The sequence below is a fragment of the Paenibacillus sp. IHBB 3054 genome (assembly GCF_051594305.1).
In the GTDB taxonomy this organism is placed as follows: Bacteria; Bacillota; Bacilli; order Paenibacillales; family Paenibacillaceae; genus Paenibacillus_AQ.
In genome coordinates this window covers 61,391-86,567 of record NZ_JBOFBG010000014.1, presented here as the reverse complement: position 1 = coordinate 86,567, position 25,177 = coordinate 61,391, and the positions used below count along the sequence as shown (strand labels likewise).

The following is a 25,177-nucleotide window of genomic DNA, read 5'->3' as shown; positions in this document are numbered from 1 at the left end:
TTTACCTAATTTATAAGTTCAAATGCCGGGACAAATCTTAGGTAGCGCTCGCAGTCTTGTTCTTCACCGGAGGCAGCAGCTTCGCCATATTCACCGTACGTTTGATTTCCCATGTCTCCGGAAGCGCCGGATCATACTGCTCCAGGTAACTGATAACTTCCTTCGTAATCGGTGTAGGCGTCGAAGCGCCGGACGTTACCCCTACCTTGGACACTCCCTTAAGCCACTCTGTATTCAGTTCCGACACGTCGGAAATACGATGGGCAGACACGCCTGCGATCTCTTCTGACACCTGTGCCAGACGGTTGGAGTTGTTGCTTCTAGGGTCGCCAACGACGATGACCAGATCACATTGACCGGCCTGCTCTGCTACAGCTTCCTGCCGTACCTGGGTAGCCATACAGATCTCGTTATGCACCTCAGCGCCGGGGAACTTCTCCAGCAGCTTTTTCATGATATTTTTAATATCCCACTGGCTCATTGTGGTCTGGTTCGTAATAACGATACGGGAAGAAGGCACAGACAACCCTGCAATCTCCTCTTCCTTCTCAATCAGGTGGACATGCTCCGGGGCAATGCCAACAGCGCCTTCCGGCTCCGGATGGCCCTTCTTGCCAATATAAATAATCTCGTAGCCTTCCTCTGCCTTCTCCTTGATGAGGTCATGCGTTTTGGTCACATCGGGGCAGGTGGCATCTACGGTCGTCAGCCCCTTGGCGCGGGCCATCTTGCGGACCTCCGGCGAAACGCCGTGTGCGGTGAAGATAACGGTACCACTGTCGACTTTATCGAGAATATCCAGACGGTTATGCCCGTCTAGAGTAATAATTCCGTCATCCTCAAAAGAATTGGTAACATGACTATTATGAACAATCATGCCCAGTATATAAATCGGCCGGGGCAGATCAAGATTTTGTGCGGCCTGCCGTGCCATTACCATGGCGTCGACGACACCGTAGCAATAGCCCCGGGGAGATATTTTGATAACTTCCATGAATTCACCGGCTTTCTGCTGTCAATGACGGCTGTAATAGGACCTGCCTAATTATACCCTATTCCAGCGGCGGAGCAAAGAGAAGGGGCAGCCAGATGACAAAAGTAGTCCCCTCGCCCTGGCGGGTAACGACCTCCACTGAACCGCCATGCTCATCAATAATCCACTTGGCGATGGACAGCCCGAGACCAATTCCTTCCGTAATTCCCCGCGACTCATCGGCCCGGTAGAACCGGTCAAAGATATGCGGCACCTCATCCTTGTCCATCCCGATTCCTGTATCCGTGATGCGGATCCCCACCTGGCTCTGATAAAAGACAGCGTCCAGCGTCACTACACCGGAAGGTGTATATTTGAAGGCATTATCGATAAAAATGAATAACATCTGCTGCAGATAATCCTTGTTGCCGACAATATATTTGCCGTTCAGATGCCCCATAGCCCCTACAGACCATTCCGCCTGCCGCGGCAGGAAGGACGCCCGGCGGGCGACCTCAGTCATCATCGGCTCGAGCGCTACCGGCTCCTTATCAAAGGTCCGCCCGGTATCGGAGCGTGCCAGCGAGAGCATATCTGCGACCAGCCGGCTCATGCGCTGCGATTCATCGGCAATATCCTTCACCGACTCAATAGAGAGCTGGCGGATTTCCGCCTCGCTCATTCTGCTCTCGCCCGGCTCCATCTCCCATATTTTTTGCAGCAGGTCGATGTTCCCGCGAATCGTGGTAAGCGGAGTCCGCAGCTCATGCGAGGCATCGGATACAAACCGGCGCTGGGTTGCATACGAATCCTCAAGGTCCTTATAGAAATCCTCCATCCGCCCCAGCATGCTGTTGACCGTTTCAATCAGCCGCCCGATTTCATCCGGCGGACCGTCATATTCAATCCGGGAGCTCAGATCGGTTCCCGTCTGAATTCCGTTCGCAGCTTCAATGACCATGCCGATCGGGCTCATGGATTTACGGGCTAGGAACAGGCCGAAGGTGAAAGCTGCGATCAGCGTGGCAAAGGAGCCGACGAGCAGGATGTTCTTGAGCCGGGTCAGCATTGTCACTTGTTCCCCAATATATACTGCAACCTGAAGTACACCTGCATGATTGCCGCTGCTAGTAGCAACATCAACTGCCTGCTGGTAGATCAGAAAGGGATTCCCGCCATAATAGGACTGAGAGAATCCTTGCTGTTTCTGGACGTTTTCTTTCGCGGGAAATTTGAATTCCAAATTGATCTGTGTCATGTTCGTGCTGAGAATCAGCTTTTCCAGGTCATAAATATACACTTGTGCAAACAAGCTTTGTCCTGCAGGTCCTCTAAGCACTGGCCCCAAAGTACCGTCATTGTTCAAACCCATGTCGGGTTGAACCTGCTGTGCCTGCAGTTTAAGCCGGTCCTTCAAATCACCATAAGTATTAAAATAGACAAAACCGTAAATTGCGGCTGATAAGGCCAGCAGCATAACGGCCAAAATTCCTGAATACCAGGCTGTCAGCCGCAATTTAATAGACATGTTTAATTGTCACCTCTTAGAATGTAACCGGCTCCCCGGATCGTCTGGATCAAACGTTTGCCGCCGTGCTCCTCCGTCTTCTGGCGCAGCATGGCAATATAGACCTCAAGCACATTGGACTCCCCGCTGTAATCATAGCCCCAAATTTTATCCATAATCAGGTCGCGGGACAATACGCGCTTCGGATTCTGCATGAACAAATGCAGCAGTTCAAACTCCTTGGCCGTCAGCTCCAGACGTTTGCCCGCGCGAGTGACTTCGCGCGAGTCCACATCCAGCGTAATATCCTCATACGACACTGCCTGCTCTGAGCCGCCTCCCTGCTCGCTCTTACGGCGAAGCAGTGCGCGCACCCGGGCCAGCAGCTCCTCCAGCGCAAAAGGCTTCACCAGATAATCATCTGCTCCGAGATCCAGCCCTTTGACCCGGTGTTCGATTTCATCCTTGGCTGTCAGCATCAGTACAGGCACACTGCTTCCGCCTTCCCGCAAACGACGGCAGACCTCAAAGCCGTCTACCTGCGGCATCATCACATCGAGTATGACTACATCGGGATCGCTGTTCAGTACAGCACGCAGTCCATCGGCCCCGTTGGCCGCAGTTTTAACATCATAACCCTCAAAGGCAAGACCACGGCGCAGCATGGAAATAATTTTTTCATCGTCATCAATAATTAGAATATTCGGTCGCATCAAGCAGCCCCCATTGTCTAAATCGTTTATCTCTATTGTAGCATGAATGCGCGGCCCAGCGCCCTGTGCAGCAAAAACGGAAGGTTTCCCCCTTCCGCTGTTCACTTTACCGTCCAGTGTATTTACTGCTTCTGAGTTTGGGTGGTGTCAAAATCATTTTTGTTGCCGATGGTAACCGGAAGCTCCAGCGTTTTGCCGTCACGGACCACATTCATTGTGACCTTGTCTCCAACCTTCAAGGATTGAATATAAGTAATCAGATCCTGACTGGTTGCATATTTCGTTCCGTTCACACCTGTAATGATGTCATAAGGACGCAGGTCGGCGGAATAAGCCGGTGATTTAAAGACAATCTCAGCAACTACAGATCCTTCTTTGATGTCAGTGCCCATTTGTTTCGCCACTTCATCTGTAATGGTCATGAGCGAGGCACCGATAAATGGAACAGGTTCTTTCGGAATTTCCTGGTTGGCTTCAAGTTTGTCTACTACCTCTTTAATGGTGTTGACTGCAATGGCAAACCCGATACCTTGAGACTGCGTGCTTACAGCGACGTTCATTCCGATGACCTGGCCGTTCATGTTAAGCAGCGGTCCGCCAGAGTTACCAGGGTTGATCGATGCATCGGTTTGAAGCAGGTTTTTGTAATTGCGTGTCCCGCTGCCGTCTTCTTCGTTAATATCAATGCTGCGGTCCTTAGCACTCAGCACACCAGCAGTGACTGTATGATCGAAGCCTTGCGGGTTGCCGATCGCGACAACTTCAGAGCCTACCTTGATGCTGTCAGAATCTCCAAGAGCCACTGTAGGGAAGTCTGCCCCTTCGATCTTCAGCACTGCCAAATCCAGATCTTTGCTGGCGCCGAGCAGTTTCGCCTCATAAGGTTTGGTGGTTCCATCAACAGTTACTTGAATAACATCTGCATTATCAACAACATGCTGGTTCGTCAGTATATATCCGCTCGAATCATAAATGAAGCCTGTTCCAATACCGTAAGGAGTTAGCTGGGATGAATCCGACTCTGGTTCCGACTGGGAATTCTGGTCCGTCCCGGAGGATCCACTGCCTCCGAATTGATCGCCGAAGAAAAATTGTGAGAACGGATCGCTCGTGTTTGGATTGGTTGAGCTTCTGCCGGAGCCCGTTTTGACCAATGTCTCGATTTTGACGACTGCCGGTCCAACTCCATCTACTACACTCGACACATCACCTGATCCGGTAACAAGTGCGGTGGTGGACGTCGAAGGAGTAATATTGGCATTGCCGACTGCCGTCTTGGCTGCCGGGCTGGCCACTGTAGCTGTTGCCGCCTGATCACCACCTGTGAACCAGTTACCGCGGTCTGCCATGATCATCGAGCCTGACAGCACGACCATCCCGGCGAGGAAAGAAATCAAGGCGGTTTTTATCGGTCTCTGGGGCTTGCGGTTATACTGCCAGCCGTTGCCGCCATCCGCACCGTTGCCGCCATTGCCGCCCCGTCCACCGCCGTCATTTCCGGTAGTGCGAAGTGAAGTGCTGTAAGGGGCCGGTTTGATCGGCTGCGGAGGAGTGACTTCTACCCGCTCCGACTCCATCCGGTTGTAATGCTGTACATCATCCGGATTCATCTCGTCTTTGTTCAAAGATTTAAAAGGTCCATAGGAATAGTAGTATGAGGATCCTGAATCGGTTGATTGGTTATTATTGCTGCTGTCATTGTTCTTAGTATTATCCCATTCCCGATCCGGTGAAGGTTCATTATCACGATTGAAGTTGTTTTTGTTATCGTCCATGTTTACGTTCCTCCCGTGCCTTGCCTGTTCGACAAGGAGTATTGTGTTGTTCTCTTGTTCTTATTTTGTACTTTAAACCTTAAGGTCACATTAAAAACAATTTAAGCGGAGATAAAAGATAATAGGGTTCAGACATCGTAGCAGAGGAATAACAACCAAAGCTGTTGTATCTGTTACTTCGGGATACAAAAAACAAAAAGGCCCGCGCGCACATTGCCGCGCCGGCCCTTAACAACATCTTATTATGATCAAGCTTCACTCTGCCATCCAGTAAATAGTCAGGTCCTATTTACTGATAGATTCCTATAAAGCCATTTGTAATGAATCCATTTCCTTTATCCCTGCGCCCAGCCCTTGCGGTGGGCGTAAATCGCCAGCTGTGTGCGGTCGTCCAGTTCGCATTTCATCAGCAGATTGCTGACATGTGTCTTCACCGTCTTGATGCTGATATGCAGCTCCTCGCCGATGTCCTTGTTGGTTTTGCCTTCGGCAATAAGCAGCAGCACTTCCTTCTCACGCTCGGTTAGGCCGGAGGAATCCCCCTGTACGGTCCGCTGGCGGATACCGCGGGTCAGCGCCTGTGAGACATCGCCGGTCATGACCGGCATCCCGCGGTACGCTCCTTGCAGCGCGTAGATCAACTCCTCGGCCGAGACAGTTTTGAGCACGTAGCTGACAGCTCCGGCTTCAATGGCGTCTACGACCAGATCATCTTCCAGGAAGCTGGTGAGGATGACAATTTTAAGCCCGGGGAATTCGGCTAGGACGGCCCTCGTCGTTTCGGCACCATTCATCACCGGCATCATCAGATCCATCAGCACGAGATCGGGCAGACCGTCCTGTCCGCCGGCTTTCAGCATTTCCAGCGCTTCCTGGCCATTCGCCGCTTCACCGATAACCTCGAAACTGGGTTCCAGCATCAGATACGTTTTGAGCCCCATCCGCACCATATCATGATCATCCACAAGCAGCACTTTTATAAGACTCATGTTTTATTCCCCCTGTTCCTGATAGCCCTGCACAAACTTTGGAATATGTACGCGGATCGTCGTTCCCGCTCCCTTGCGGCTGATAATTTCCACTTGGCCGCCAAGCTTTTCCGCACGCTCGCGCATCGTGGTGAGCCCGTAGGACCCCTGCTTGTGCTGCACATGCTCAAAGCCCTGACCATCATCGCTGATGCTCAGTACGACCTGCCTCGGCACTTCGCGCAACGACAGGCTGACCACCCTTGCTCCTGCATGTTTGACGATATTGGCCATCGACTCCTGAATAATCAGGAACAGCTGATGCTCGATCGCTTCCGACAATTCGCCCTGCAGTTCAAGCTCCTTCACACCTTTAAGCCCATTCTGGCGGCAATAGTCCGGAAACCATTTCTCCAGCGCTTCAAACAGATTATGGCCTTCCAGTTCCACCGGACGCAGCTGTGCAATCAGCGCTCTCATCTGCTTTTGCGCCATTTGGGACATCGTAATTAACTGGTTCATCACTATCTGGCCCTGCTCTTCATTGCGTTCCAGAACTTTAGGCAGCGAAGAAGCGGACATATGAATCGCAAAAAGCTGCTGGCTCACCGTATCATGCAGATCCCGGGCCATTCGCCTCCGCTCTTCCAGTACCGCGCTCTCCGCCGCCTTTTCTTTTTCAATCACTTCCTGTTCCCCAAGCCGCTGCAGCAATTGCATCTTGTTCTCCACGGTGTCCATCATAATGTTGAATTCATGGTAGACCCGCGCAAAGGACTGATCATCACTTTCAGGCATCCGTACAGACAAATTGCCTTTGGCCACCTGCAGCATGTTCAGATCCAGATGATCGATCCGGCGCTGAATCCGCTGTCCCGCCACATAGCCGATAACCACGGTGAACAATACAATCCCAACACACAGGTACACCCACATGCGGTAATCCACAACTTCGATATAGCCCAAGCATGTTCCGGCATACACAAGTCCGGCAGCCAAACCTCCGCTGAGCAGGAAGTAAACAAGCAGCATCCATTTGGTATTGCTAAAGATCGTCCCCATCCTTAACCTACCGTTTTGACTTTAATGTCGCCGATGAAAGCACTCACGTTAATACGAACCTTTTTGCCTGCTTCCTTGTAATAAGGTGTCTTGCACTGCACATTGCTCATAAACCCGCTGCGCGACTGTTCCAGCACCTGCATGTCACCGATAAAGGAACTGCTGGTCACAGATACCCCAAGATTCATATCATCGGGAATATACACTTTGATGTCGCCGACAAACGCGGAAATATTAATCTTCGTCTCCCCGTAAGGAATTTGCGCATTGGTCAGGTCCAGCACCGTGTCACCGATAAATTGCGAAACGTTGGTATGCTTCAATTGAAAATGCTCACGTCCCATATGGACATCTCCGATAAAAGCAGAACGGTTCGTCGTTTCCTTATGATCGTCTGTCTGATGAAACTCCTCATGCCACTCGCCGTGTCTGCGGGCATGCCGGTCCTGGCGCTCCTGCCGTCTGCGTTCATGACGTTCCCGGTTCTCCTGCCAGCGCGATTCCGCAGCCGATTGAAAACGGCCATCCTTAGGGTCAATCTCTTCTTCATTAGTGTCTTTATTTAAATATTCATTCCAGTCACGCTCTCCGGCAGGTTTGCCGAACTTCTGCTCAAACTGCTCATCCAGCGTCGATTCCAGCGGCTTTGGAGGCGGGGCATCCGGTGAACCCTGGCCCGGCGGGTAGAAGCTTGGCGGCGCTGGCGGTGCTGGCGGTACGGGAGGTACCGGTGGTGTAGCATTGCGCGGCTTGAAGATCACAAACAGTCCTCCGCCGATCAGCATGACGGGTATCAGCAATTTAAAGAAGTCGCCTGCTGAAACATCGAACCAGTCCAAGTTGCGCCCCAGAAAAAAGAACCCGAGCGCCAGAAAGAAAAATCCGCCAAGCGCTGATGAAAATTTAGATTGATGGTCGTCCGTGGATAGTAAACGCTGCACACCCATATAAATGAGAATAACCGGCCAGTAGTCAGAAATTAGTGATCCTATGCTGAAATCGGTGTAACCCATCTGCCTCAGCAGGAACACCGCGCCGAGTCCAATCAGGATCAGACCGCCAAGTACCTGGCTTGTGAACCTTCTTTTCATAATCCATTTCCCCTTTAGTTGTTATAGCAATCATGTGATCCGTTTCTTATAGCCTTAGTCTACAGGAATACTGGTGCGGGGAACAGCGGCGCGAGAAGTAAATAAGCCTCAGTCTCTGGACCGAGTCCATTGGTATTAATAGTAAGAAATTTCATCGATTATTTCAATGGCTACTGTTTAAAGCCGCAAAAAAAGCTGCCCCTCAGCTCAATATGAGCGTGATCAGGACAGCCTGTTTCAATGCTTTTAGATGTATTCCGAGCCCTTCACCGCATTACTGCTGCGGTTTTTGGACCGGTTTGGAGATCGTGTTGCTTTGCGTTGTTGCGCCTTCATTCTCAACAGCAAACTCAGCATTGTATTTTTCATTCGGTGTTTTGTAGTTTTCTTGCACCTTTGGTTTTTTAGCCACGGAATTCACCTCCCTTTTCGGAAGAGGCAAGTGTTTTGCCCCAGTCCGTATTATGGGAAGTGAAGGGCTGTATTATGCATACCCAAGTGAAAAAAACTTCAAGCTGGCTAACGTCCGTAATTGCTTTTAAACGATTTCCTCCAGCAAGTCTTGAGGAACGGTCTTGTAAGTCTGGATCGCCCGGCTGAGACTCTTCAGCATGCTCTCCGTGCACTTTCCATTACCGCGTTTGATGAGCTGAACCACAACTGACTTTTTGCCCCACTCCTTATACACCTGCTTGGTAGTGGAAAAATACAAGTCGATCTTCCGTCCTTTAATCGCCGATCCGGTATCTGCGACAACAGCGTAGCCATATCCCGGAATATAAAGGATACTTCCCAGCGGCAGAATCTTCGGGTCCGCTGCTATGGTGGAGACGGCATTTTTGTCCCTGCGTACTTTGACACCTGAATACGTGATCCCGTATTCCGGATGCTTCGAGGTTTTGCCTGTAGACTCAAATCCGGCCGTATAGCCGGTTGCCATGACCTTCAGCGAAGTGATGATCTGCTCCGGCGCCGGTGCGGCTACAGGCACGGTGGCCGGCAGCTTGGAAGCAGCATTGGTCTTCTTGCGGCTCCCCGTTCCTTCCGCTGGCTGAGGCGCCTGTGTTGCGGCAGGGCGCGTTGATCTTGAGGCGCCGCCGAGTGAGGATGCTCCGCTGGAGATCGTCTCCTGGGAATGCAGGATCACGCGGCCGGTAGCCAGCACCTCTGACGGCTTGGTATTGCGAACACTTGTAAAAACAGCTGAATCCTTTGTATTTTGAGAAGCCTCTGACTCCGTTGTACGGACGTTTAGCGGATTGGCAGTGTCTCCCGTCCCGCTCGCCTCAACCGACTTGCGTCCATAATCCGGATAGATATCCGCAGCAGCCAGCATAAGCACGATGGTAACGAATAGACACCAAAACCTCTGACATAAGCCCATTTTGTTCATTTGTTAAACCTCCCCCTATTAGCGAAGGTTTCCCGTTTCACAAAATTTTATACATGAAGCACCAGGTTCCGGCTTCATGGGGCCTATGACAGAGGTTCATATCAGGTGACTAAATTACACGCTCAGCGATCTCTTTGGCAAGGGAATCAATAACTTCCTGCAGCGGCTGGGCACCGATATCGCCTTCCCCGCGCTTGCGGATAGAGACGGATCCCGCGTTCATCTCGTTCTCTCCCACGACGAACATATAAGGAAGTTTTTCCAGTTGGGCTTCACGGATCTTATAGCCCATCTTCTCGTTGCGCAGATCCACTTCAGCACGGATGCCGCTCTTCAACAGCTTCGCTTCCACTTCTTTGGCATATTCGTCAAAAGCAGAGGATACCGGAATAATCTTCACCTGCTGCGGAGAAAGCCACAGCGGCAGCGAGCCGGCAAAATTCTCCAGAAGGAATGCTACGAAACGCTCCATGGTGCCGAGAATTCCGCGGTGAAGCACGACCGGACGATGTTTCTGACCATCATCGCCTACATATTCAAGCTCAAAGCGCTCCGGCAGCAGGAAGTCGATTTGCACAGTGGACAATGTTTCTTCCTTTCCCAGAACTGTTTTGATCTGAACGTCCAGCTTCGGACCGTAGAAGGCGGCTTCGCCCTCTGCTTCGAAGAACGGCAGGCCCGCTTCTTCAACAACCTCGCGCAGCATCCGCTGTGCAGTTTCCCACATTTCATCATTAGGGAAATATTTCTCGGTATCCTTAGGATCACGGTAGGACAACCGGAACCTGTAATCGGAAATCCCGAAATCGCTGTACACCTGCTTGATCAGCTCAAGCACGCGTGTGAACTCGCTCTTGATCTGGTCCAGGCGGCAGAAAATATGGGAGTCATTCAAGGTCATGGAGCGTACACGGTGCAGACCGGTCAATGCGCCGGACATTTCGTAACGGTGCTGAATGCCAAGCTCGGCAATACGGATCGGCAGATCACGATAGCTGTGCATCGAGCTCTTGTAGATCATCATGTGATGCGGGCAGTTCATCGGACGAAGCACGAATTCTTCGTTGTCAATTGTCATCTTAGGGAACATATCTTCCTGATAATGCTCCCAGTGGCCGGAAGTTTTGTAGAGTTCTACGTTGCCCAGCACCGGAGTGTACACATGCTGATAGCCAAGGCTTGCTTCCAGATCCACAATATAACGCTCCAGAATGCTGCGCAGCTTGGCGCCCTTCGGCAGCCAGATCGGCAAACCTTGTCCAACCAGCTGGTTGAATGTAAAGATCTCCAGCTCCTTGCCCAGCTTGCGGTGGTCACGTTTCTTAGCTTCCTCGAGAAGGTGCAGATGCTCGTCCAGCTGTGCTTTCTTAAGCCAGGCTGTGCCGTACACGCGCTGAAGCATTTTGTTCTTGCTGTCGCCGCGCCAGTAGGCACCGGCCACATTCATCAGCTTGAACACTTTGATCTTGGCAGTTGACGGCAGATGCGGGCCGCGGCACAGGTCAAAGAATTCGCCCTGTTCATAAATAGTAATCACGCTATCCTCAGGCAGCGCTTCGATCAGCTCCAGCTTGTAAGGATCGCCCAGCTCGCCAAAGCGATCCAGCGCTTCCTTGCGGCTAACCTCTTTGCGTACAATCGGCAGGTTCTCGGAAACGATGCGATCCATTTCCTTCTCGATCTTCAGCAGATCCTCGGGATTCAGCGGATGCTCCAGATCCATATCATAATAGAAGCCATCCTCAATTACCGGACCTACTCCCAGCTTGACTTCCTTTGTGCCGAATAGACGTCTTACCGCCTGGGCCATCAAGTGGGCTGTACTGTGGCGCATAACTTCAAGGCCTTCCGGCGAATCCAGCGTTACAATTTCCACCAGCGCGTCTTCCTGCAGTGGAGTCGACAAATCTACGACAATCCCGTTCATTTTGCCCGCTGCGGCATTCTTGCGGAGTCCGCTGCTAATGGAGGCGGCCACATCATCGATGCTGCTGCCATCGGCGTATTCCCGGACCGAGCCGTCCGGTAGCTTGATACTTACTGACATTGTTGTTCCTCCTAAAAGTTTTGTTAGCATTTGCTTCTTGAGTTTTCTTCGTACAAAACTACTTCGGAAGCATACGCTTAAGTTTTGTTAGCATTTGCTTCGGAGCGGAATGATCCACGCACACAAAAAACACCCGTCCCGCAAAGGGACGAGTGATTGCACCCGTGGTTCCACCCAAATTCGATTCCTCCCGGCTAGCTGGCCATAAATTAAAAGCAGCCATTTACGGGATTACATCCTTCGTCAGCATGGGAATAACGGCCATGAACCGGCGGTTCTTACTGTCCCGCAGCGGCTGTCTTCAACAAGCAGCATTCGGGAGTTCATAACCGCAGCTACAAAGGGGTAAATCGGAAGCCGGATACCGGAGGAACTTGCAGCCTTGTTTCCTCTCTCTGAAGCGGTCCTGAGCTAACGGTCCATGTCTTTGTCGGAGCTGATAACGTGAATTATGGAGTAATTATAAATCTGTCCTCACCTTCCGTCAAGCCTGCAGCCTGCCCGAAATTCCGTAAGCTGTATTATTCTTCCCGGCGTTTACTTCCCGGCAAGCGGCCCGAACGCTTCAAAGACTCACGCAGCAGGTACTCAATATGTCCGTTTACGCTGCGGAATTCCTCTGCCGCCCAACGTTCCAGTGCCTCATGGAGCTCAGGATCGATCCGCAGCGGAAAGCTTTTTTTGGCCGCCATGATGAACCGCCTCTAGTACAACGAGCCGGCGTTAATGACCGGACTCGCTCCGCGCTCCGACACAATCGCTACCATCAGATTGTTGATCATCGCCGCTTTGCGCTCTTCATCAAGCTCAACGACTCCGCTCTCTTTAAGCTGGCGGATGGCCAAATCCACCATTCCAACTGCGCCTTCCACTATAATCTGGCGGGCAGACAGAATAGCGGATGCCTGTTGGCGCTGGAGCATCGTGCTGGCAATCTCCGTAGAATAGGCCAGATGAGTCAGCCGGGCTTCAATGACCTCTACACCGGATAAGGACAATCTCTCCTGCAATTCGGTTGCCAGCTCCTTGGCAATTTCATCCGCATTGGCACGCAATGACATTCCTGATTCGTTGAAATTGTCATAGGGATACTTGCTTGCTACATGCCGCAGAGCCGTCTCACTCTGGATTTCCACAAAAGCCATATATTTATCTACATCAAACAAAGCCTTGGCCGAATTGATCACTTTAAACACAATGACAGCGGCAATCTCGATCGGATTGCCTTCCACATCATTGACCTTCAGCTTGACGCTGTTGAAGTTCCGTACACGAAGCGATACCGTCTTGCGAATGCTGAACGGAATAACCGCCCATAAACCGCTTCTTGAAATGGTTCCGACATATTGTCCGAAGAAGGTCACTACCACTGACTTGTTAGGCTGAACTACTGTAATACTCGTACACAGTACAGCAGCTAGAGCGAACAAGATGAGCGGTACTGCCACATACTCCTGAGATGCACCGTAAATGCCTCCGCCTAAACAAATGACAATTAAAGCGACAACCCAGAAACCGCTGACCGGGCGCAGTGTTTTCTCTTTCATAAAGACACCTCCATAAGATATGTATTTGATATTATTATGATATCACTTTTGGTTGTATATGTAAATCCCTTTCTCGCCTACTTTTTTTATTCCCCCAAAAATATCACTGCGTTATTGCTCGTGTTTTCCTATACTACTAATCTAGCAAAGCTAATGTGATACACAAAAATCAAACGAGGAAGTGGAAAACATGAGTGTTAAAGAAGAGGTATTGGATATTATCAAAGCTTCGCCGAACCCGCTTAGCGCAGGAGAAGTGGAAAAGCTGTCGGGACTGGAACGCAAAGCCATTGACAAAGCCTTCACCGAGCTGAAGAAAGAAAATGCGATTGTTTCCCCCATCCGCTGCAAGTGGGAAGCTGCAGCGAAGTAATCCCTGAGCAGCCGCAGCAGTCACAGGTTGCAGAGATCAACTTTCTGCCGGATAATCCTCTTAATAAACAATGGAAGGCCCATGCGCATAACCGCATGGGCCTTTTTTACAAAGCAAATAAACATTCTTGGCACAAGTGGAAACGACTTCGCCGTCCTCAAAAGGACGGTATCCGTTTCAGCGAGAAATAGAAGGATAATTTATAACGTGAAGCATATAAATTCTATATTTTAAAAAAAGATGTTCCGCTGCCCTCTAAGAGAGCCGGCGGAACATCCGGGTAAAAGCTGAAATTAAGATGCTTTATTCTCCAGCATGCGGTAGATGATCACCGCTGCCTGAGCACGGTTCGCATTTGATTTCGGCGCAAACTTGGCGTCATCCATCCCATTCAGAATTCCAAGCTCTGTCAGCTGTGCAACAGCTTCCTGGGCATAGGAGGCAATGGAGGATTTGTCGGCGAACTTTGCCAAAACCGCAGTCTTGTCTACGGAAGGCAGCTGCTCTTTAAGCGCACTCGCAATCATAATCGCCATTTCCTGGCGGGTAATTACACGTCCCGGCTCAAAGCGGTTATCTCCGGAGCCTTTTACAAGACCGGCATTCACTGCAATGGAGATCGGCTCAGAATACCAGGTTCCTTGCTTGACATCCTTGAACGTTGCATTTCCTGGCGTGCTAAGGTTCAGTGAACGAACAAGCATGGTTACAAATTCTGCTCTGGTTACAGTTTTCGCCGGAGCAAAAGTATTACCGTCCAGGCCTTTGACTATGCCTTTGGCGGCCAAAGCACTGATCGCTTCCTGTGCCCAGGCTACCTTGCCCAGATCCTTAAATACAGGAACCGCTGTTGCACTCGGCACCGGCGTTGCGTTAGGCGCTGAAGTTCCCGCCGGCGCAGGTGTTGCGCTAGGCGACGGGCTTGGTGATGTTGTTGGAGAAGGTTTTGGTGTTGCTGTCGGTAATGTACCGCCTCCCCCTGTGCTAGGAGCCGTAAGATTATTGACGATACGTCCTTCAAGCGCCGCAGTAATGGCACCGCCCTTGAATGTCTTCACAACGTAGTCATAGAACACGTCGAGGTCAATAGGTCCCGGCAAAGTTGCGCTTGCCTTCGTCAATACGCTGTAATTGTCACCGCCTGCAGCCATGAAATTGTTGACTACTGCCGTATAGCTCTGAGTCATGCTGATCGCGGTTCCGTCAGCCTTGGTAAGGTTGGCCACACGGTCAGCAACCGGCAGGTACATGTTGGCCGTATATTTCAGACCGGAAATCTGCAGTGTTTTTGTATCTACCGTTCCATCGGCTTTAACGTTCCACTGCTGCTGAAGCAGCGTTTTGATTTGTTCGCCGGTCAGGGTCAGCTTCACCAGCGTGTTGCCGAACGGCTGGATTTTGGCCAAATCGCCAAATGCCACATTTCCCTTTGGAAGGTCAGCGCGGATGCCGCCCGGATTCATAAAGGCGAAATCAGCAGTCCCTTTGCCGTCACCGAAATTGGCTTGGCGCATCGCATCGGCAATCAGGTTGCCGAGATTGGATTCCTTGGTGTAGGCATCGTTGCGGTTAATCGTTCCGTCTGTAGTGCCTACAGGCTGAGTCAGCTCTGGATGAAGCGCCAGATACTTATTCACCAGTGCCTCAGTCTCGGCATCAGGTGTGATATTTTCCTGGAATGTGGTCGTAACTACAGCCGTTTTGCTCTTCACATCACGGGTAATAGGATCAATAACAAGCTTGATGTCTTCAAAAGCGGTGCCGTAAGAGTAAGCCTGAACAACCAGCTTGCCGTTCACAACCCCATTGGCCAGCGCATGGTTATCTCCGGCTACGATAACGTCTACCGGCGAGTTGGCCGGAAGCGCGTTGGCCAGATCGGCAGCTTCGCCTGTGGTCACATCATTTTTAGTTGTAGCGGGATCATGGGCAAGTACAATGATCGTTTCCACGCCTTTTTGCTGCAATTCCTTGGCGTATTTCTCAATCGCCGCAACTTCTTCCTCAGCCGACAGGAATTTCACGCCAGCCGTTCCGGCAGGGGATACTTTGCTTGGCGTCGCTTTGGTAACCACGCCGATAAAGCCGATTTGGATACCGCCAACTTCCTTAATAACGTAAGGCGTGATGATCGGTTCTCCGGTTTTGCTGTCTACTGCATTAGCATTGATGTAATCAAAATCCGAACCCGCATGATTAACTTTGCTGTTAACCGGGTCAACACCGCCGAAAATTTGTGTTTTCAGCGCCGCAACACCTTGATCGAACTCATGATTGCCCAAGGTTCCCACATCAAATTTCATCAGGTTCATCCATTCGTGGGTCGGCTCGTCGCGTTCAAGCGAGGATACCGGTGCAGATGCACCCACGGAGTCACCGTTATGGAACAGCAGGGAATTCGGATATTTCGCGCGTGCCTCTTTCAAATAGGTGGCGAGCACAGCTGCAGTACCTGCCTTCTTATCGCCCACCATAGATGTTGTATCCAATTGGCCGTGGAAGTCATTGATTCCGAGAAGGTGAACCTCGACATCCCCGGTAGGCGGAGGAGTGGTTTCCTTCAATTTCAAATTATAGATTTCAAAATCACGTCCGTCACGCTCACCGGTATCCGTAATGTTCCCGGTCATCACTGCAGCTGCAGCTGGAGAAGAGGTAAAGGTAACGTTGACATTCCCCTTGATCGGAGCAATCGACCAGTTGTTGTCAGCAGTTGGATCAATTGTACCGGCAGTGGTAATGTAATCCATCAGCACCTGGCGGTTCTCTTCCTGGGAATTCAGGATCATGACCGAGTCCTTCACACCTGGGAAGTTGCCGCCGCCGCTGGCACGATAGTTGTTCGTTACAACGACGAATTCCTGATTCATATCCAGCGGCTGATCGTTGTAGGTCACTTCCGTCACCCGGCTGGAAGTTGCGTCATTGATAGACCCGTCCGGCTTGTACTTCGCGTTCTTGGTCACATCAATTTGGTATTTAATTCCGTCAATTACATCGAAATTATATACGGCAAAAGAAGGATTAAGCAAAGACTGCGGGGTTGAAATGCCCGTTTTGATGCGGTTGAAGGCACCGGCGCTCATTTCAAGCCATTCTTTGACTGTGCTGCCTTTGACCAGAATCGCTTTCAGCGTATTGTCATAGAGATAGAGGTCGCTGGCGCTGCGGATCGTCAAATCGCCTTTATCAATTTTGGTGTATTCGTCAGGGCCATTTCGTCCCGCTTTGAAAGGCGCCCCGACACTGAGAATGGGCAGATCCTTGTATTCAGGTGCGCTAGTGGCGATGTAATTCTCCACGTACCATTTTTGCGCATAGGTTACGATCTGCACTGTCGGATCATCCTGTACCATAGCGAAGTAGCTGTTCATCGGTGCCGTAGTTTCGCCCAGCTTCTGGCCGGTGTACGCGATTGTAGCTTCATGGTCGGCAGCAACCGCCGCATCCACTTCGGCATCCGGAGCAACATTTGCGATGTTCACTTTGTTTTCTGTGCGGTAGATCGAACGTGTGGAGGATTCAGAGTTGGCTTTATCCACCTTCCAGCCGCTTTCTCCGTCTTTGACAACCGAGAGATCGATGATGCCCAGGTATGCACCGCCGTAGCCGGCTTGTACAGCAGGAACATTATTGATGTGTCCCTTTGCATTGTCGATGACCGCTTTGTCGTTGTTGTACGGCAGCTTGGTCACGGGATCTTTAAAAGAAGCATCCAGCAGGGCGTCATTCCCGTTGGTCGGGAATACCTTGTGGCTGTGGGAGAAGGTAATGGCATCAATACCCGGCACTTTGCTCAGCGCATTGACGTCATTTTCGGAAAGATCTCCCTTCACGGCAGATGCATCAAATCCGGTATGTGCCATCGCCACGATTACATCTGCGCCCGCTTGCTCCATTTGGGGAACAAACTTCTCTGCAGTTTCGGCAATATCCTTGGTGATATATTTGCCTTCCAGATTCACTTTGTCCCATTCCATAATTTGCGGTGTTACCAGTCCAAGGAGTCCAACCTTGATCGTCTGCGTCTGACCGCTGCTATCAGTAACCGTCTTAGGAATGATGATATAAGGCTTATAAGCATTGACGTCATCTGCAGGATCCGCATTATGGTCGTCAATATAAATGTTTGCATTCACATATTTAAAATCAGCATTCGTAGCTTCGCTGTCTTCCTTACTTCCATTAACTACCCGATCCAGATACTCCAACCCGTAGTTGAATTCATGGTTGCCGAAGGTGGCTGCGTCATAGCCCATCACGTTCATTGCTGCGATCAGCGGATGAATTTTGCCCGCCTTTGTCATAATGTCCGATTTGGTTGCCATATAAGTGCCAAGCGGAGTGCCTTGAATCAAATCACCATTGTCGAGCAAAAGATTGTTCGGATTCTCTTGTCTGGCCGTTTTGACCAATGTTGCCGTGCGGTCCAGACCTACCGTCAAGGATTTATCATTCTTGAAGTAGTCCCAGCCATAGACATTTGTATGCACGTCTGTTGTGCTCATGAGCCGCAGTTTAACTGTGGCCGAAGAGTCTGCAGCAGCACCTGCGGCTTCAACCTTTTCCGCTCCCAAAACTGAACCTGCAAACATCCCCCCCAACACTTGCGCACCAAGAACCGTGGCCGCCAGTATTGAAGCGATAGGCTTGTTCCATCTTGTTACTTTCATAAGTTAATAATCCTCCCACTTTGTCTCTTTATACCGACCGCAAAAAGTGTATCATGACAAAGTTAAGGAATCTGTCGAAGTTTATCAAATCTAATAAATAGTTTTGTAAAACTTGAAATATTAGTAGATTCGACATAGCCGCTGGTTAGTTATCACCACGCAGGGCACACAGCAAAAAGCACCCGCCCGTGAATTGCCAAGTACACGGACAGGTGCTCTAACGTATTGATATGAAGGTATATTAAACTTAGAATATCAGCGGAGCTTTCTAGTTCTGCATCACAAAATCATTGTCGATCTTTGCATTGGCGTCTTCAAACGTCCGCAGAATATCGTAGCGTGTGTTGCGCTGCGCCGGGATCTTGCCCGCCTCACGGATAAGCTGGGTGATCGACTCGATGTTGACCTTGTAGGTCGCACCCGCCGAGGAAACCACGTTCTCTTCAATCATTGTACTGCCGAAATCGTTGCAGCCGTATTGCAAAGACAACTTGCCAACCTCAGGACCCATCGTTACCCAGGAGGATTGGAAGTTCTTGATATTATCCAGCGCAAGCCGGCTGATGGCTACCGTCTTCAGGTATTCCTCCGGCGTCTGTCTGTCCAGCTTCAGGTTAGTGTTGTCCGGCTGGAATGTCCAGGAGATGAAGGCCAGGAATCCTTCGGAGTCATATTTATTGGCGATACACTCATCTTGAGCTTCACGTACACGCAGCAAATGAAGGGCGCGCTCTTCCATACTCTCTCCCAGGCCAATAACCATCGTTGCGGTCGTGTTCATGCCAATTTTATGTGCGGTCTGCATAACGTCCATCCATTCACGCCAGGAGCCTTTCAGCCGGCTGATCTTGCGGCGGGTACGGTCATCAAGAATTTCCGCTCCACCGCCGGGCAGCGAATCTAGTCCTGCGGCATGAATCTCCCGCACCACCTCTTCCAGTGAAAGGCCGGACACTTCCTTCATCTTCATAATCTCCGCCGGGGAGAAGGAATGCATCGTAATTTCCGGGAAACGCTGCTTAATGCCGCGCAGCAGATCCGTATAGTAGCTGAACGGCAGATTCGGATTCGTGCCGCCCTGCATGAGGATTTCCGTGCCGTTTACGGCTATGGTTTCGGCAATTTTTTGATAGATGGTCTCATCCGGAAGCACATAGCCCTCCTCGGAGCCGGGTCTGCGGTAAAATGCGCAGAAACGGCAGTACACATCGCACACATTAGTGTAGTTAATATTGCGGCCGATCACGAATGTGGCCAGCGGGTCCGGGTGCCAGCGTTTCATAATAATATCTGCGGCAGCGCCCATTTTCTCAATTTCGTTGCTCTCGAACAACCGGATAGTGTCCTCCAATTGAAGACGTTCGCCCTTCAGCGTCTTATCCAGAATAAGATCTATCGCACTCATCGTTCGCAGCCTCCTCTTAAGCCCATTTAGTATGATGGATGAATTAAATTTGTATAACATTTGAATAAGCTCGTTTCTTCATCGTATCACAATCAGGGCGGCTTGAGAAACTTTTTGCGTACACGAGATTCCTCAGCCGAGGCAGGCATGTTTTTACATTCCTAATAAAACAAAAAACAGCAGCACCATCAAGCGGCGCTGCTGCCGGTACCTTTATCATCCGTCTGTTTTTACTTAATTCGCAGCTTCCTCAAGCTCGATCCGCGCTGCTTCCAGCGCCTGGCTGAGATCGCTCTTCAGATCATTCACATGCTCTATTCCGACGGAGAAGCGCAGCAGGCGGTCATCCACGCCTACGGCATCGCGAATCTCGACTGGAATGTCGGCATGGGTCTGCACCGCCGGATAGGTCATCAGCGACTCGACACCGCCCAGGCTTTCGGCGAAGGCGATCAGGCGGATATGGCGGAGCAGCGGCTCCACATATCTGGCGTCTTTTACCTTGAAGGAGAAGATCCCGGTGTTGCCGGAGGACTGGCGGTTCTGAATCTCGTAGCCCGGGTGATCAGGCAACCCCGGATGGAATACCTCTGCAATAGCCGGGTGCTCCAGCAGATAATGAGCCAATTCCAGCGCATTGCTCTCATGCCGCTCCATACGCAGGGCCAGCGTCTTCATGCCTTTCATCAGCTGGTAGCTGTCATTTGGTGCAAGCACGGCGCCCAGAGAGTTATGAAGAATGGCCATTTCTGCCGACAGCTCGGTGCCCTTGGTAACGATAAGACCCGCAAGGACATCGTTATGGCCACCCAAATATTTGGTGGCACTGTGGACAATAATATCCGCGCCGAGTTCCAGCGGACGCTGGAAGAACGGGGTAAGCAGCGTATTGTCTACGATTGTGAGCAGCCCATGGCGGCGGGCCCACGTACACACGGCTGATACATCCGTAATCATCATCAGCGGATTGGTCGGGGTTTCAATAAATACAGCCTTCGTATTCGGAAGGCGTGCCGCTTCCAGCGCATCAAGATCGTTTGTATCCACATAGGAGGCTGTGATCCCGTACTTGGACAGAATCCGCTCCAGCAGCCGGTATGTTCCTCCGTACAGATCCAGCGAGACCACCAGATGGTCACCATGCCCGAACAGCGCAAACACTGTGGTCAGCGCAGCCATCCCGGAGCTGCAGGCAAAACCGGCGTCCCCGGATTCCAGCTCCGCAGCCGCCTCTTCCAGCACGGAGCGGGTTGGGCTTTTGGTGCGGCTGTAGTCAAAACCTGTGCTTTGTCCGAGTCTAGGGTGGCGGAATGCCGTTGCATTATAAATCGGATAATTTACTGCCCCTGTAGCGGGATCTTCCTGTGAACCAATTTGCGCCAGTCTGCTTTCAATCCTAAGTTTCTCGTCCATCTGTAAGCCTCCTAAATGTGGTGTGAATTATTCTATATAGTGTGAAGCAGTTAACGTCTTCTCCTTTAAATAATCGGCCCAATATCGTAAGGAGTCTCCTGGTATACATAGTAATTGAGCCAATTGGCAAACAATAAGTTGGCATGGGCCCGCCAGACGGCCGGCGGTGTGCGCTGCGGATCATCCTTTGGATAGTAATGCTTCGGCAGTGCGACATCCATCCCCTTGGCTACATCCCGGTCATACTCCCATTTGAGGGAAAAAGGATCATATTCAGAATGACCGGTAACGAAAATCTGTCTGCCGTCATGTGTCGCTACCAGATAAATCCCGGCTTCCTCCGATTCGGCCAGAATCTGCAGATCCGGATTAGCGAGGATATCCTCACGGGAAATGTCGGTATGGCGGGAATGTGGAACATGGAACACTTCGTCAAATCCGCGCAGCAGCTTGACGTTATTATGGCTCAGGGTGTGCGGGAAAACTCCGAAGCATTTCTCGTCCAAGCTAACCTTGCGCACTCCAAAGTGGTGATACAGTCCTGCCTGGGCAGCCCAACAGATATGCATGGTCGACGTAACGTTGTGTTTGCTCCATTCGAAGATTTCTTTCAGCTCTTCCCAGTAGTTCACATCCTCGAACTCCATCTGTTCTACCGGGGCGCCGGTAACAATTAATCCATCCAGACGGCGGTGGCTGATTTCGTCAAAGGTTTTATAAAAGCTCTTCAAGTGCTCTGCCGAAGTGTTCTTGGAGGTATGGGAGCTGGGATGCAGCAGAATCACATCAACCTGAAGCGGCGAGTTTCCGATTAGGCGCAGCAGCTGCGTTTCCGTTGTTTCCTTAGTCGGCATTAAATTCAGAATAGCGATTCTCAAGGGGCGGATGTCCTGGTGGAAGGCCTGGCTTTCATCCATTACAAAGATATTCTCCCCGGATAATACCTCTTTGGCCGGCAAGCTGTCGGGAATTTTAATTGGCATTGTTGTGTCCACTCCTTAACTGAATTTGAGTGCCGCTAATACGGCTTGTGTTTAAAATACAACCAAAAAAGACCTTTCTCGGGCGAGAAAGGTCATAGATTTGCAGTCATATGCGCCTCTCTCATCTGCCAGAGAACTTCTGCCGGGATTCAAATATCCCCTGCAAAGCTTCCGCAAGAATTAGCACCGTGCGTTCACACGCCGGTTGCCGGGTTTCATCGGGCTAGTCCCTCCACCTGCTCTTGATAAGATTTAGCTGTATTCAGTTAGAAAAATCTAAAATGTCAAACGTTGTTTTTCTTAAAATTCACTTTAAATCATGAACCTCCTTTTCGTCAAGTCCATACAATGCTAAAGAGCCCCTGAAAAGTGAAAAGAATTTTGCTTGAAAGAGGCATACCCCGGCGTTATACTAGACAAGTGTTTCATACCATAAATGACGAAAAGAAGAGGTGAGAGAAGAATGGAAGGCGACCCGGGTGCGCAGTTAAGCGTGCAAAGTGAGCTACCACACAGGATTAACATCAGCTTGCCGGCGGCGGGAGCAGTTCTTCTTCATGCTCTCGAAACGTCATTTGGCCTGATTCATTGATTGTACCACCGGCCAAGCTGATTTTTTTCTCTGTGCTTTAATTAGCATATCCCTGGAGAAGACCGGGGACAGAAGGAGTGAATCAGATGAAAATCCGGCTGGTGAACGCAGGGGTTTTTACAACTATTGAGGATATTGAAGAAACACTGACAGCCCCTACAGAGGGCTTCTACTGGATTGATGCGGATGTTGAGGATTTGGAGCTGCTTCAGCCCCTATACAATCTGCATGACCTGGCCGTTGAGGATTGCCTCAGCGAAGAGGAGCAGCGCCCGAAGATTGAAATTTATGAAAGCCATTATTTTATAGTTGTCAACAGTATCCGTTTTGATGACGAGGAGATTTTCCTCCGTGCACTGAACGTGTTTCTCGGCAGACATTACATTATTACCGTCACCAAACAAAAGATCCATGAACTGCGTGTGCTGAAACCCATCCTGTGGGAGCAGGAGGTCAGCGAGCCAGACCGCTTCCTGTACCATCTGATCGACACTGTCGTGGATAACTATTTCTCCGTCGGCGACCGGATTGAAGTGCGGATTGAGAAGCTGGAAGAGGATATCCTTATGCATACCAAGAAATCGCATCTTAGCGAGATTATCGGTCTGCGCAGCGAAATTCTCTGGCTGAAGAAGATGCTTGGACCGCAGAAAGAGGTTATCAACACCCTAAATAAAAAAGACCTCCGCCTGATCGATGACCAGCTGCAGAAGTATTTTAGCGATATTTATGAAAATGCGGTCAAAATCTCTGAAACCTTCGAGACCTACCGCGATCTTATGGGCAACTTGCGCGAGGCGTACCAATCGAGTATTGCCAACCGTGCCAACGAAATTATGAGAGTATTTACAGCCATTACAACGATATTCATGCCGCTGACCGTAATTACCGGGATCTACGGGATGAACTTTGACAATATTCCCGAGACCCATTCAGAGTACGGCTACTATGGCGTTATTGCCGTTATGGTGACGCTCGGCTGCGGGATGCTGTTTGTTTTCCGCAAAAAGGATTGGCTATGAACAACAACGGGCGAATACGCTAGGCGAAGGCACCAGTACCGCAAGGGAATGGAAGCCTTCGTCTTTTTGTTTAGAAGAAGCTGAATAGCATCATTTCCTAATCTTCGTTAAGCATTGCCCATTGCTGAAATATTTGTAGGATCTCTTCTAAATTGTTCACTCCTCCTCTTCCCTGGAAAATATTATCGCTTACCTTACCGTATACCCAGTCGACATCCGACCTGTCAATATTCAGCAGTTCAAAACCTTTATCCTCCAGTTCGGTTCCCCCCAGAAAAATGTCAACAGACCACCCGGGATTATCAAGTGTCGTGATGCTGACAACCTGACTGTGTTCCCAATCTCCGTCACATTGCCGTGAATACCACACTTCAAGCCATTGTAAGACATTCATGTATACAGCTCCAATCCAGAATATGTTCAGCGGCGATCCGCAAATCCCCTTTGATCATCTGCCTAAAGGTTAATGTTCATTACCCTGTTTGCATATTTTGTAATACAAATCAAAAAAAAACCTAAGCGGAACTCTCTCCTGCAAGGGAAAAATCCCGCTTAGCTACAATTCTTTCGCTTAGGCAACTTCATTTCGCCTCGGCATCGAAAGCCTTATTCTAAAACCCCGTAGCCATTTCCACTCCGTTCTCCGTACCGCGCCGGAAACGGATCCGGATCAGCCGCAGCCGTTCATAATACATATCCAGCCCTTCAGCAGGTGAAAATTCCTCTCCGTATGCTTTATACAGCACAGGCTTCAGGAAGGAATCGCCCAACAGTTCATAGGCGGTCCATATACTGTCCTGCTCGTTTGGTGAAATTCCCTGTAGTTCCAGCTCAATCAGCTTCTCCACGGAATATCCGTCCTTCTCCAGTTCTTCTACCGCTTCGAGCACTTCACGGCGGCTAACCCCGCTCGTCGCTTTGAGCTGGTCCATTCCCAGGCCGTTTTCAATCCCCTGGAGCACTATGCGCCGCAGCCGCAACCGTTCCAGCTGTTTCTTGTACTTAAGCTCTTTCTGCTTATAAAGCCATGAGCTGAAAGCTTCCTCTTCAACAGCCTCGTTGACCCAGCTCAGCGGATAACTGTGATCACGCGAAGCTCCCGAAGTGATGTTCAGCCATTCGCCCCCATATTGCGAAGCCTTTCCCTCGCCGACCCCGGGGATTTGCAGCAGTTCCTCCGGCGTGCGGGGAAGAAATGCGCTGAGCATCCGCAGCAGACGGTTGCTGGCCAGAATATAAGGCGCTTTGCGCTCACTGGATGCCCTGCCCCTGCGCCAGGCGCAGAGCTCCTCATAAATGGCTTCGTTAGCGTGCTGTTCGCTGTAATGCTGCAGCTTGAGCTGCTCCTGATTACGGCTGTTCAGACCTTCTTCTTCATGGAATACACCGTCGATTAACGGACGGTAGCCGTCCCCCATCTTTACCGCCAGCTCATGCCTGTATACACATAACATCTCATTCCATGAGCCGCCCTCATACCAAATGTTGTCGCTCAGCTCCTCGGCTCCGGAAAAATCGCGCCAGCCCAGACTCCAAATGCCTTCTTCCTCGCCAATCCATAGCTGGGCAAACGCCTCCTGGTCCGCCCCTGACATTCTCGACAACCGGTTCATAAATACGATCTGCATCCCGATCCCTAC

20 protein-coding genes and 1 riboswitch are annotated in these 25,177 nt (G+C 50.6%); of the genes, 2 read left to right on the top strand and 18 right to left on the bottom strand.

Features of this window, described 5'->3' with window-relative positions:
- Positions 1-37: 37 nt before the first annotated feature.
- From ACQ76X_RS17030 to ACQ76X_RS16975, 12 genes are all read right to left on the bottom strand, one after another.
- Entirely contained in the window at positions 38-994 is a 957-nt protein-coding gene (locus ACQ76X_RS17030; RefSeq protein WP_438495135.1) for a 4-hydroxy-3-methylbut-2-enyl diphosphate reductase, read from the bottom strand.
- A 58-nt stretch (positions 995-1,052) separates the two neighbouring features.
- Positions 1,053-2,501, bottom strand: a complete 1,449-nt coding sequence (locus ACQ76X_RS17025) for a sensor histidine kinase (protein ID WP_438495134.1) — start codon at positions 2,499-2,501, stop codon at positions 1,053-1,055.
- A 2-nt stretch (positions 2,502-2,503) separates the two neighbouring features.
- Positions 2,504-3,193, bottom strand: coding sequence for a response regulator transcription factor (locus ACQ76X_RS17020; protein ID WP_438495133.1), 690 nt, complete (start codon positions 3,191-3,193; stop codon positions 2,504-2,506).
- A gap of 122 nt (positions 3,194-3,315) precedes the next feature.
- Complete coding sequence (locus tag ACQ76X_RS17015; RefSeq protein WP_438495132.1) at positions 3,316-4,968, bottom strand: S1C family serine protease; 1,653 nt, start codon at positions 4,966-4,968, stop codon at positions 3,316-3,318.
- Positions 4,969-5,303: 335 nt separating this feature from the next.
- On the bottom strand, positions 5,304-5,957 hold the full coding sequence (locus ACQ76X_RS17010; protein WP_076113054.1) for a response regulator: 654 nt from the start codon (positions 5,955-5,957) through the stop codon (positions 5,304-5,306).
- Between the two features lie 3 nt (positions 5,958-5,960).
- Complete coding sequence (locus ACQ76X_RS17005; RefSeq protein ID WP_438495131.1) at positions 5,961-6,998, bottom strand: HAMP domain-containing sensor histidine kinase; 1,038 nt, start codon at positions 6,996-6,998, stop codon at positions 5,961-5,963.
- 2 nt (positions 6,999-7,000) lie between these two features.
- Positions 7,001-8,089, bottom strand: coding sequence for a cell wall-active antibiotics response protein LiaF (gene liaF / locus ACQ76X_RS17000; protein ID WP_438495130.1), 1,089 nt, complete (start codon positions 8,087-8,089; stop codon positions 7,001-7,003).
- A 274-nt stretch (positions 8,090-8,363) separates the two neighbouring features.
- Positions 8,364-8,501: a hypothetical protein gene (locus ACQ76X_RS16995; RefSeq protein ID WP_438495129.1), complete on the bottom strand. Its 138-nt coding sequence runs from the start codon at positions 8,499-8,501 to the stop codon at positions 8,364-8,366.
- Positions 8,502-8,627: 126 nt separating this feature from the next.
- A complete protein-coding gene (locus ACQ76X_RS16990) occupies positions 8,628-9,236 on the bottom strand; it encodes a 3D domain-containing protein (protein ID WP_438495174.1) in 609 nt (202 codons plus the stop codon).
- Between the two features lie 355 nt (positions 9,237-9,591).
- Entirely contained in the window at positions 9,592-11,529 is a 1,938-nt protein-coding gene (gene thrS / locus ACQ76X_RS16985) for a threonine--tRNA ligase (RefSeq protein WP_076113052.1), read from the bottom strand.
- Between the two features lie 521 nt (positions 11,530-12,050).
- Positions 12,051-12,221 (bottom strand): toxin-antitoxin system HicB family antitoxin, encoded by a 171-nt coding sequence (locus ACQ76X_RS16980; RefSeq protein ID WP_038588362.1) that lies wholly within the window; start codon positions 12,219-12,221, stop codon positions 12,051-12,053.
- A gap of 12 nt (positions 12,222-12,233) precedes the next feature.
- Entirely contained in the window at positions 12,234-13,076 is an 843-nt protein-coding gene (locus tag ACQ76X_RS16975; protein ID WP_438495128.1) for an SPFH domain-containing protein, read from the bottom strand.
- Between the two features lie 190 nt (positions 13,077-13,266).
- Between ACQ76X_RS16975 and ACQ76X_RS16970 the strand changes: the two genes are divergently transcribed.
- Positions 13,267-13,449, top strand: a complete 183-nt coding sequence (locus ACQ76X_RS16970) for a transcriptional regulator (protein ID WP_438495127.1) — start codon at positions 13,267-13,269, stop codon at positions 13,447-13,449.
- A 293-nt stretch (positions 13,450-13,742) separates the two neighbouring features.
- On the opposite strand, the gene ACQ76X_RS16965 is transcribed toward ACQ76X_RS16970, so the two are convergent.
- From ACQ76X_RS16965 to metA, 4 genes are all read right to left on the bottom strand, one after another.
- Positions 13,743-18,122, bottom strand: a complete 4,380-nt coding sequence (locus ACQ76X_RS16965; RefSeq protein WP_438495126.1) for a bifunctional 2',3'-cyclic-nucleotide 2'-phosphodiesterase/3'-nucleotidase — start codon at positions 18,120-18,122, stop codon at positions 13,743-13,745.
- 268 nt (positions 18,123-18,390) lie between these two features.
- The gene (gene mqnC, locus ACQ76X_RS16960) at positions 18,391-19,527 is read right to left on the bottom strand and encodes a cyclic dehypoxanthinyl futalosine synthase (protein ID WP_438495125.1); all 1,137 of its coding nucleotides are present in this window, start codon (positions 19,525-19,527) and stop codon (positions 18,391-18,393) included.
- A 234-nt stretch (positions 19,528-19,761) separates the two neighbouring features.
- Positions 19,762-20,940 carry an aminotransferase class I/II-fold pyridoxal phosphate-dependent enzyme gene (locus ACQ76X_RS16955; protein WP_438495124.1) on the bottom strand — a complete coding sequence of 393 codons (1,179 nt, stop codon included), beginning with the start codon at positions 20,938-20,940 and terminating at the stop codon, positions 19,762-19,764.
- Positions 20,941-21,005: 65 nt separating this feature from the next.
- Positions 21,006-21,923 carry a homoserine O-acetyltransferase MetA gene (gene metA, locus ACQ76X_RS16950; protein WP_438495123.1) on the bottom strand — a complete coding sequence of 306 codons (918 nt, stop codon included), beginning with the start codon at positions 21,921-21,923 and terminating at the stop codon, positions 21,006-21,008.
- 118 nt (positions 21,924-22,041) lie between these two features.
- A riboswitch (SAM riboswitch) is annotated at positions 22,042-22,175 on the bottom strand.
- Between the two features lie 426 nt (positions 22,176-22,601).
- Between metA and corA the strand changes: the two genes are divergently transcribed.
- Complete coding sequence (corA, locus tag ACQ76X_RS16945) at positions 22,602-23,537, top strand: magnesium/cobalt transporter CorA (protein ID WP_038588344.1); 936 nt, start codon at positions 22,602-22,604, stop codon at positions 23,535-23,537.
- 97 nt (positions 23,538-23,634) lie between these two features.
- Here corA and ACQ76X_RS16940 read toward each other — a convergent pair whose 3' ends face one another.
- Together ACQ76X_RS16940 and ACQ76X_RS16935 are read right to left on the bottom strand one after the other, a co-directional pair.
- Positions 23,635-23,931, bottom strand: coding sequence for an immunity 53 family protein (locus tag ACQ76X_RS16940; protein WP_076111532.1), 297 nt, complete (start codon positions 23,929-23,931; stop codon positions 23,635-23,637).
- Between the two features lie 217 nt (positions 23,932-24,148).
- A complete protein-coding gene (locus ACQ76X_RS16935) occupies positions 24,149-25,165 on the bottom strand; it encodes an HRDC domain-containing protein (RefSeq protein ID WP_438495122.1) in 1,017 nt (338 codons plus the stop codon).
- Positions 25,166-25,177: the final 12 nt, after the last annotated feature.

What these genes read in the sequence shown, in the direction of transcription:
- ACQ76X_RS17030 (WP_438495135.1), bottom strand. Translation starts at nt 994, where the DNA reads ATGGAAGTTATCAAAATATCTCCCCGGGGCTATTGCTACGGTGTCGTC.
- ACQ76X_RS17025 (WP_438495134.1), bottom strand. Translation starts at nt 2,501, where the DNA reads ATGTCTATTAAATTGCGGCTGACAGCCTGGTATTCAGGAATTTTGGCC.
- ACQ76X_RS17020 (WP_438495133.1), bottom strand. Translation starts at nt 3,193, where the DNA reads ATGCGACCGAATATTCTAATTATTGATGACGATGAAAAAATTATTTCC.
- ACQ76X_RS17015 (WP_438495132.1), bottom strand. Translation starts at nt 4,968, where the DNA reads ATGGACGATAACAAAAACAACTTCAATCGTGATAATGAACCTTCACCG.
- ACQ76X_RS17010 (WP_076113054.1), bottom strand. Translation starts at nt 5,957, where the DNA reads ATGAGTCTTATAAAAGTGCTGCTTGTGGATGATCATGATATGGTGCGG.
- ACQ76X_RS17005 (WP_438495131.1), bottom strand. Translation starts at nt 6,998, where the DNA reads ATGGGGACGATCTTTAGCAATACCAAATGGATGCTGCTTGTTTACTTC.
- liaF (WP_438495130.1), bottom strand. Translation starts at nt 8,089, where the DNA reads ATGAAAAGAAGGTTCACAAGCCAGGTACTTGGCGGTCTGATCCTGATT.
- thrS (WP_076113052.1), bottom strand. Translation starts at nt 11,529, where the DNA reads ATGTCAGTAAGTATCAAGCTACCGGACGGCTCGGTCCGGGAATACGCC.
- ACQ76X_RS16980 (WP_038588362.1), bottom strand. Translation starts at nt 12,221, where the DNA reads ATGGCGGCCAAAAAAAGCTTTCCGCTGCGGATCGATCCTGAGCTCCAT.
- ACQ76X_RS16975 (WP_438495128.1), bottom strand. Translation starts at nt 13,076, where the DNA reads ATGAAAGAGAAAACACTGCGCCCGGTCAGCGGTTTCTGGGTTGTCGCT.
- ACQ76X_RS16970 (WP_438495127.1), top strand. Translation starts at nt 13,267, where the DNA reads ATGAGTGTTAAAGAAGAGGTATTGGATATTATCAAAGCTTCGCCGAAC.
- ACQ76X_RS16965 (WP_438495126.1), bottom strand. Translation starts at nt 18,122, where the DNA reads ATGAAAGTAACAAGATGGAACAAGCCTATCGCTTCAATACTGGCGGCC.
- mqnC (WP_438495125.1), bottom strand. Translation starts at nt 19,527, where the DNA reads ATGAGTGCGATAGATCTTATTCTGGATAAGACGCTGAAGGGCGAACGT.
- ACQ76X_RS16955 (WP_438495124.1), bottom strand. Translation starts at nt 20,940, where the DNA reads ATGGACGAGAAACTTAGGATTGAAAGCAGACTGGCGCAAATTGGTTCA.
- metA (WP_438495123.1), bottom strand. Translation starts at nt 21,923, where the DNA reads ATGCCAATTAAAATTCCCGACAGCTTGCCGGCCAAAGAGGTATTATCC.
- corA (WP_038588344.1), top strand. Translation starts at nt 22,602, where the DNA reads ATGAAAATCCGGCTGGTGAACGCAGGGGTTTTTACAACTATTGAGGAT.
- ACQ76X_RS16940 (WP_076111532.1), bottom strand. Translation starts at nt 23,931, where the DNA reads ATGAATGTCTTACAATGGCTTGAAGTGTGGTATTCACGGCAATGTGAC.
- ACQ76X_RS16935 (WP_438495122.1), bottom strand. Translation starts at nt 25,165, where the DNA reads ATGCAGATCGTATTTATGAACCGGTTGTCGAGAATGTCAGGGGCGGAC.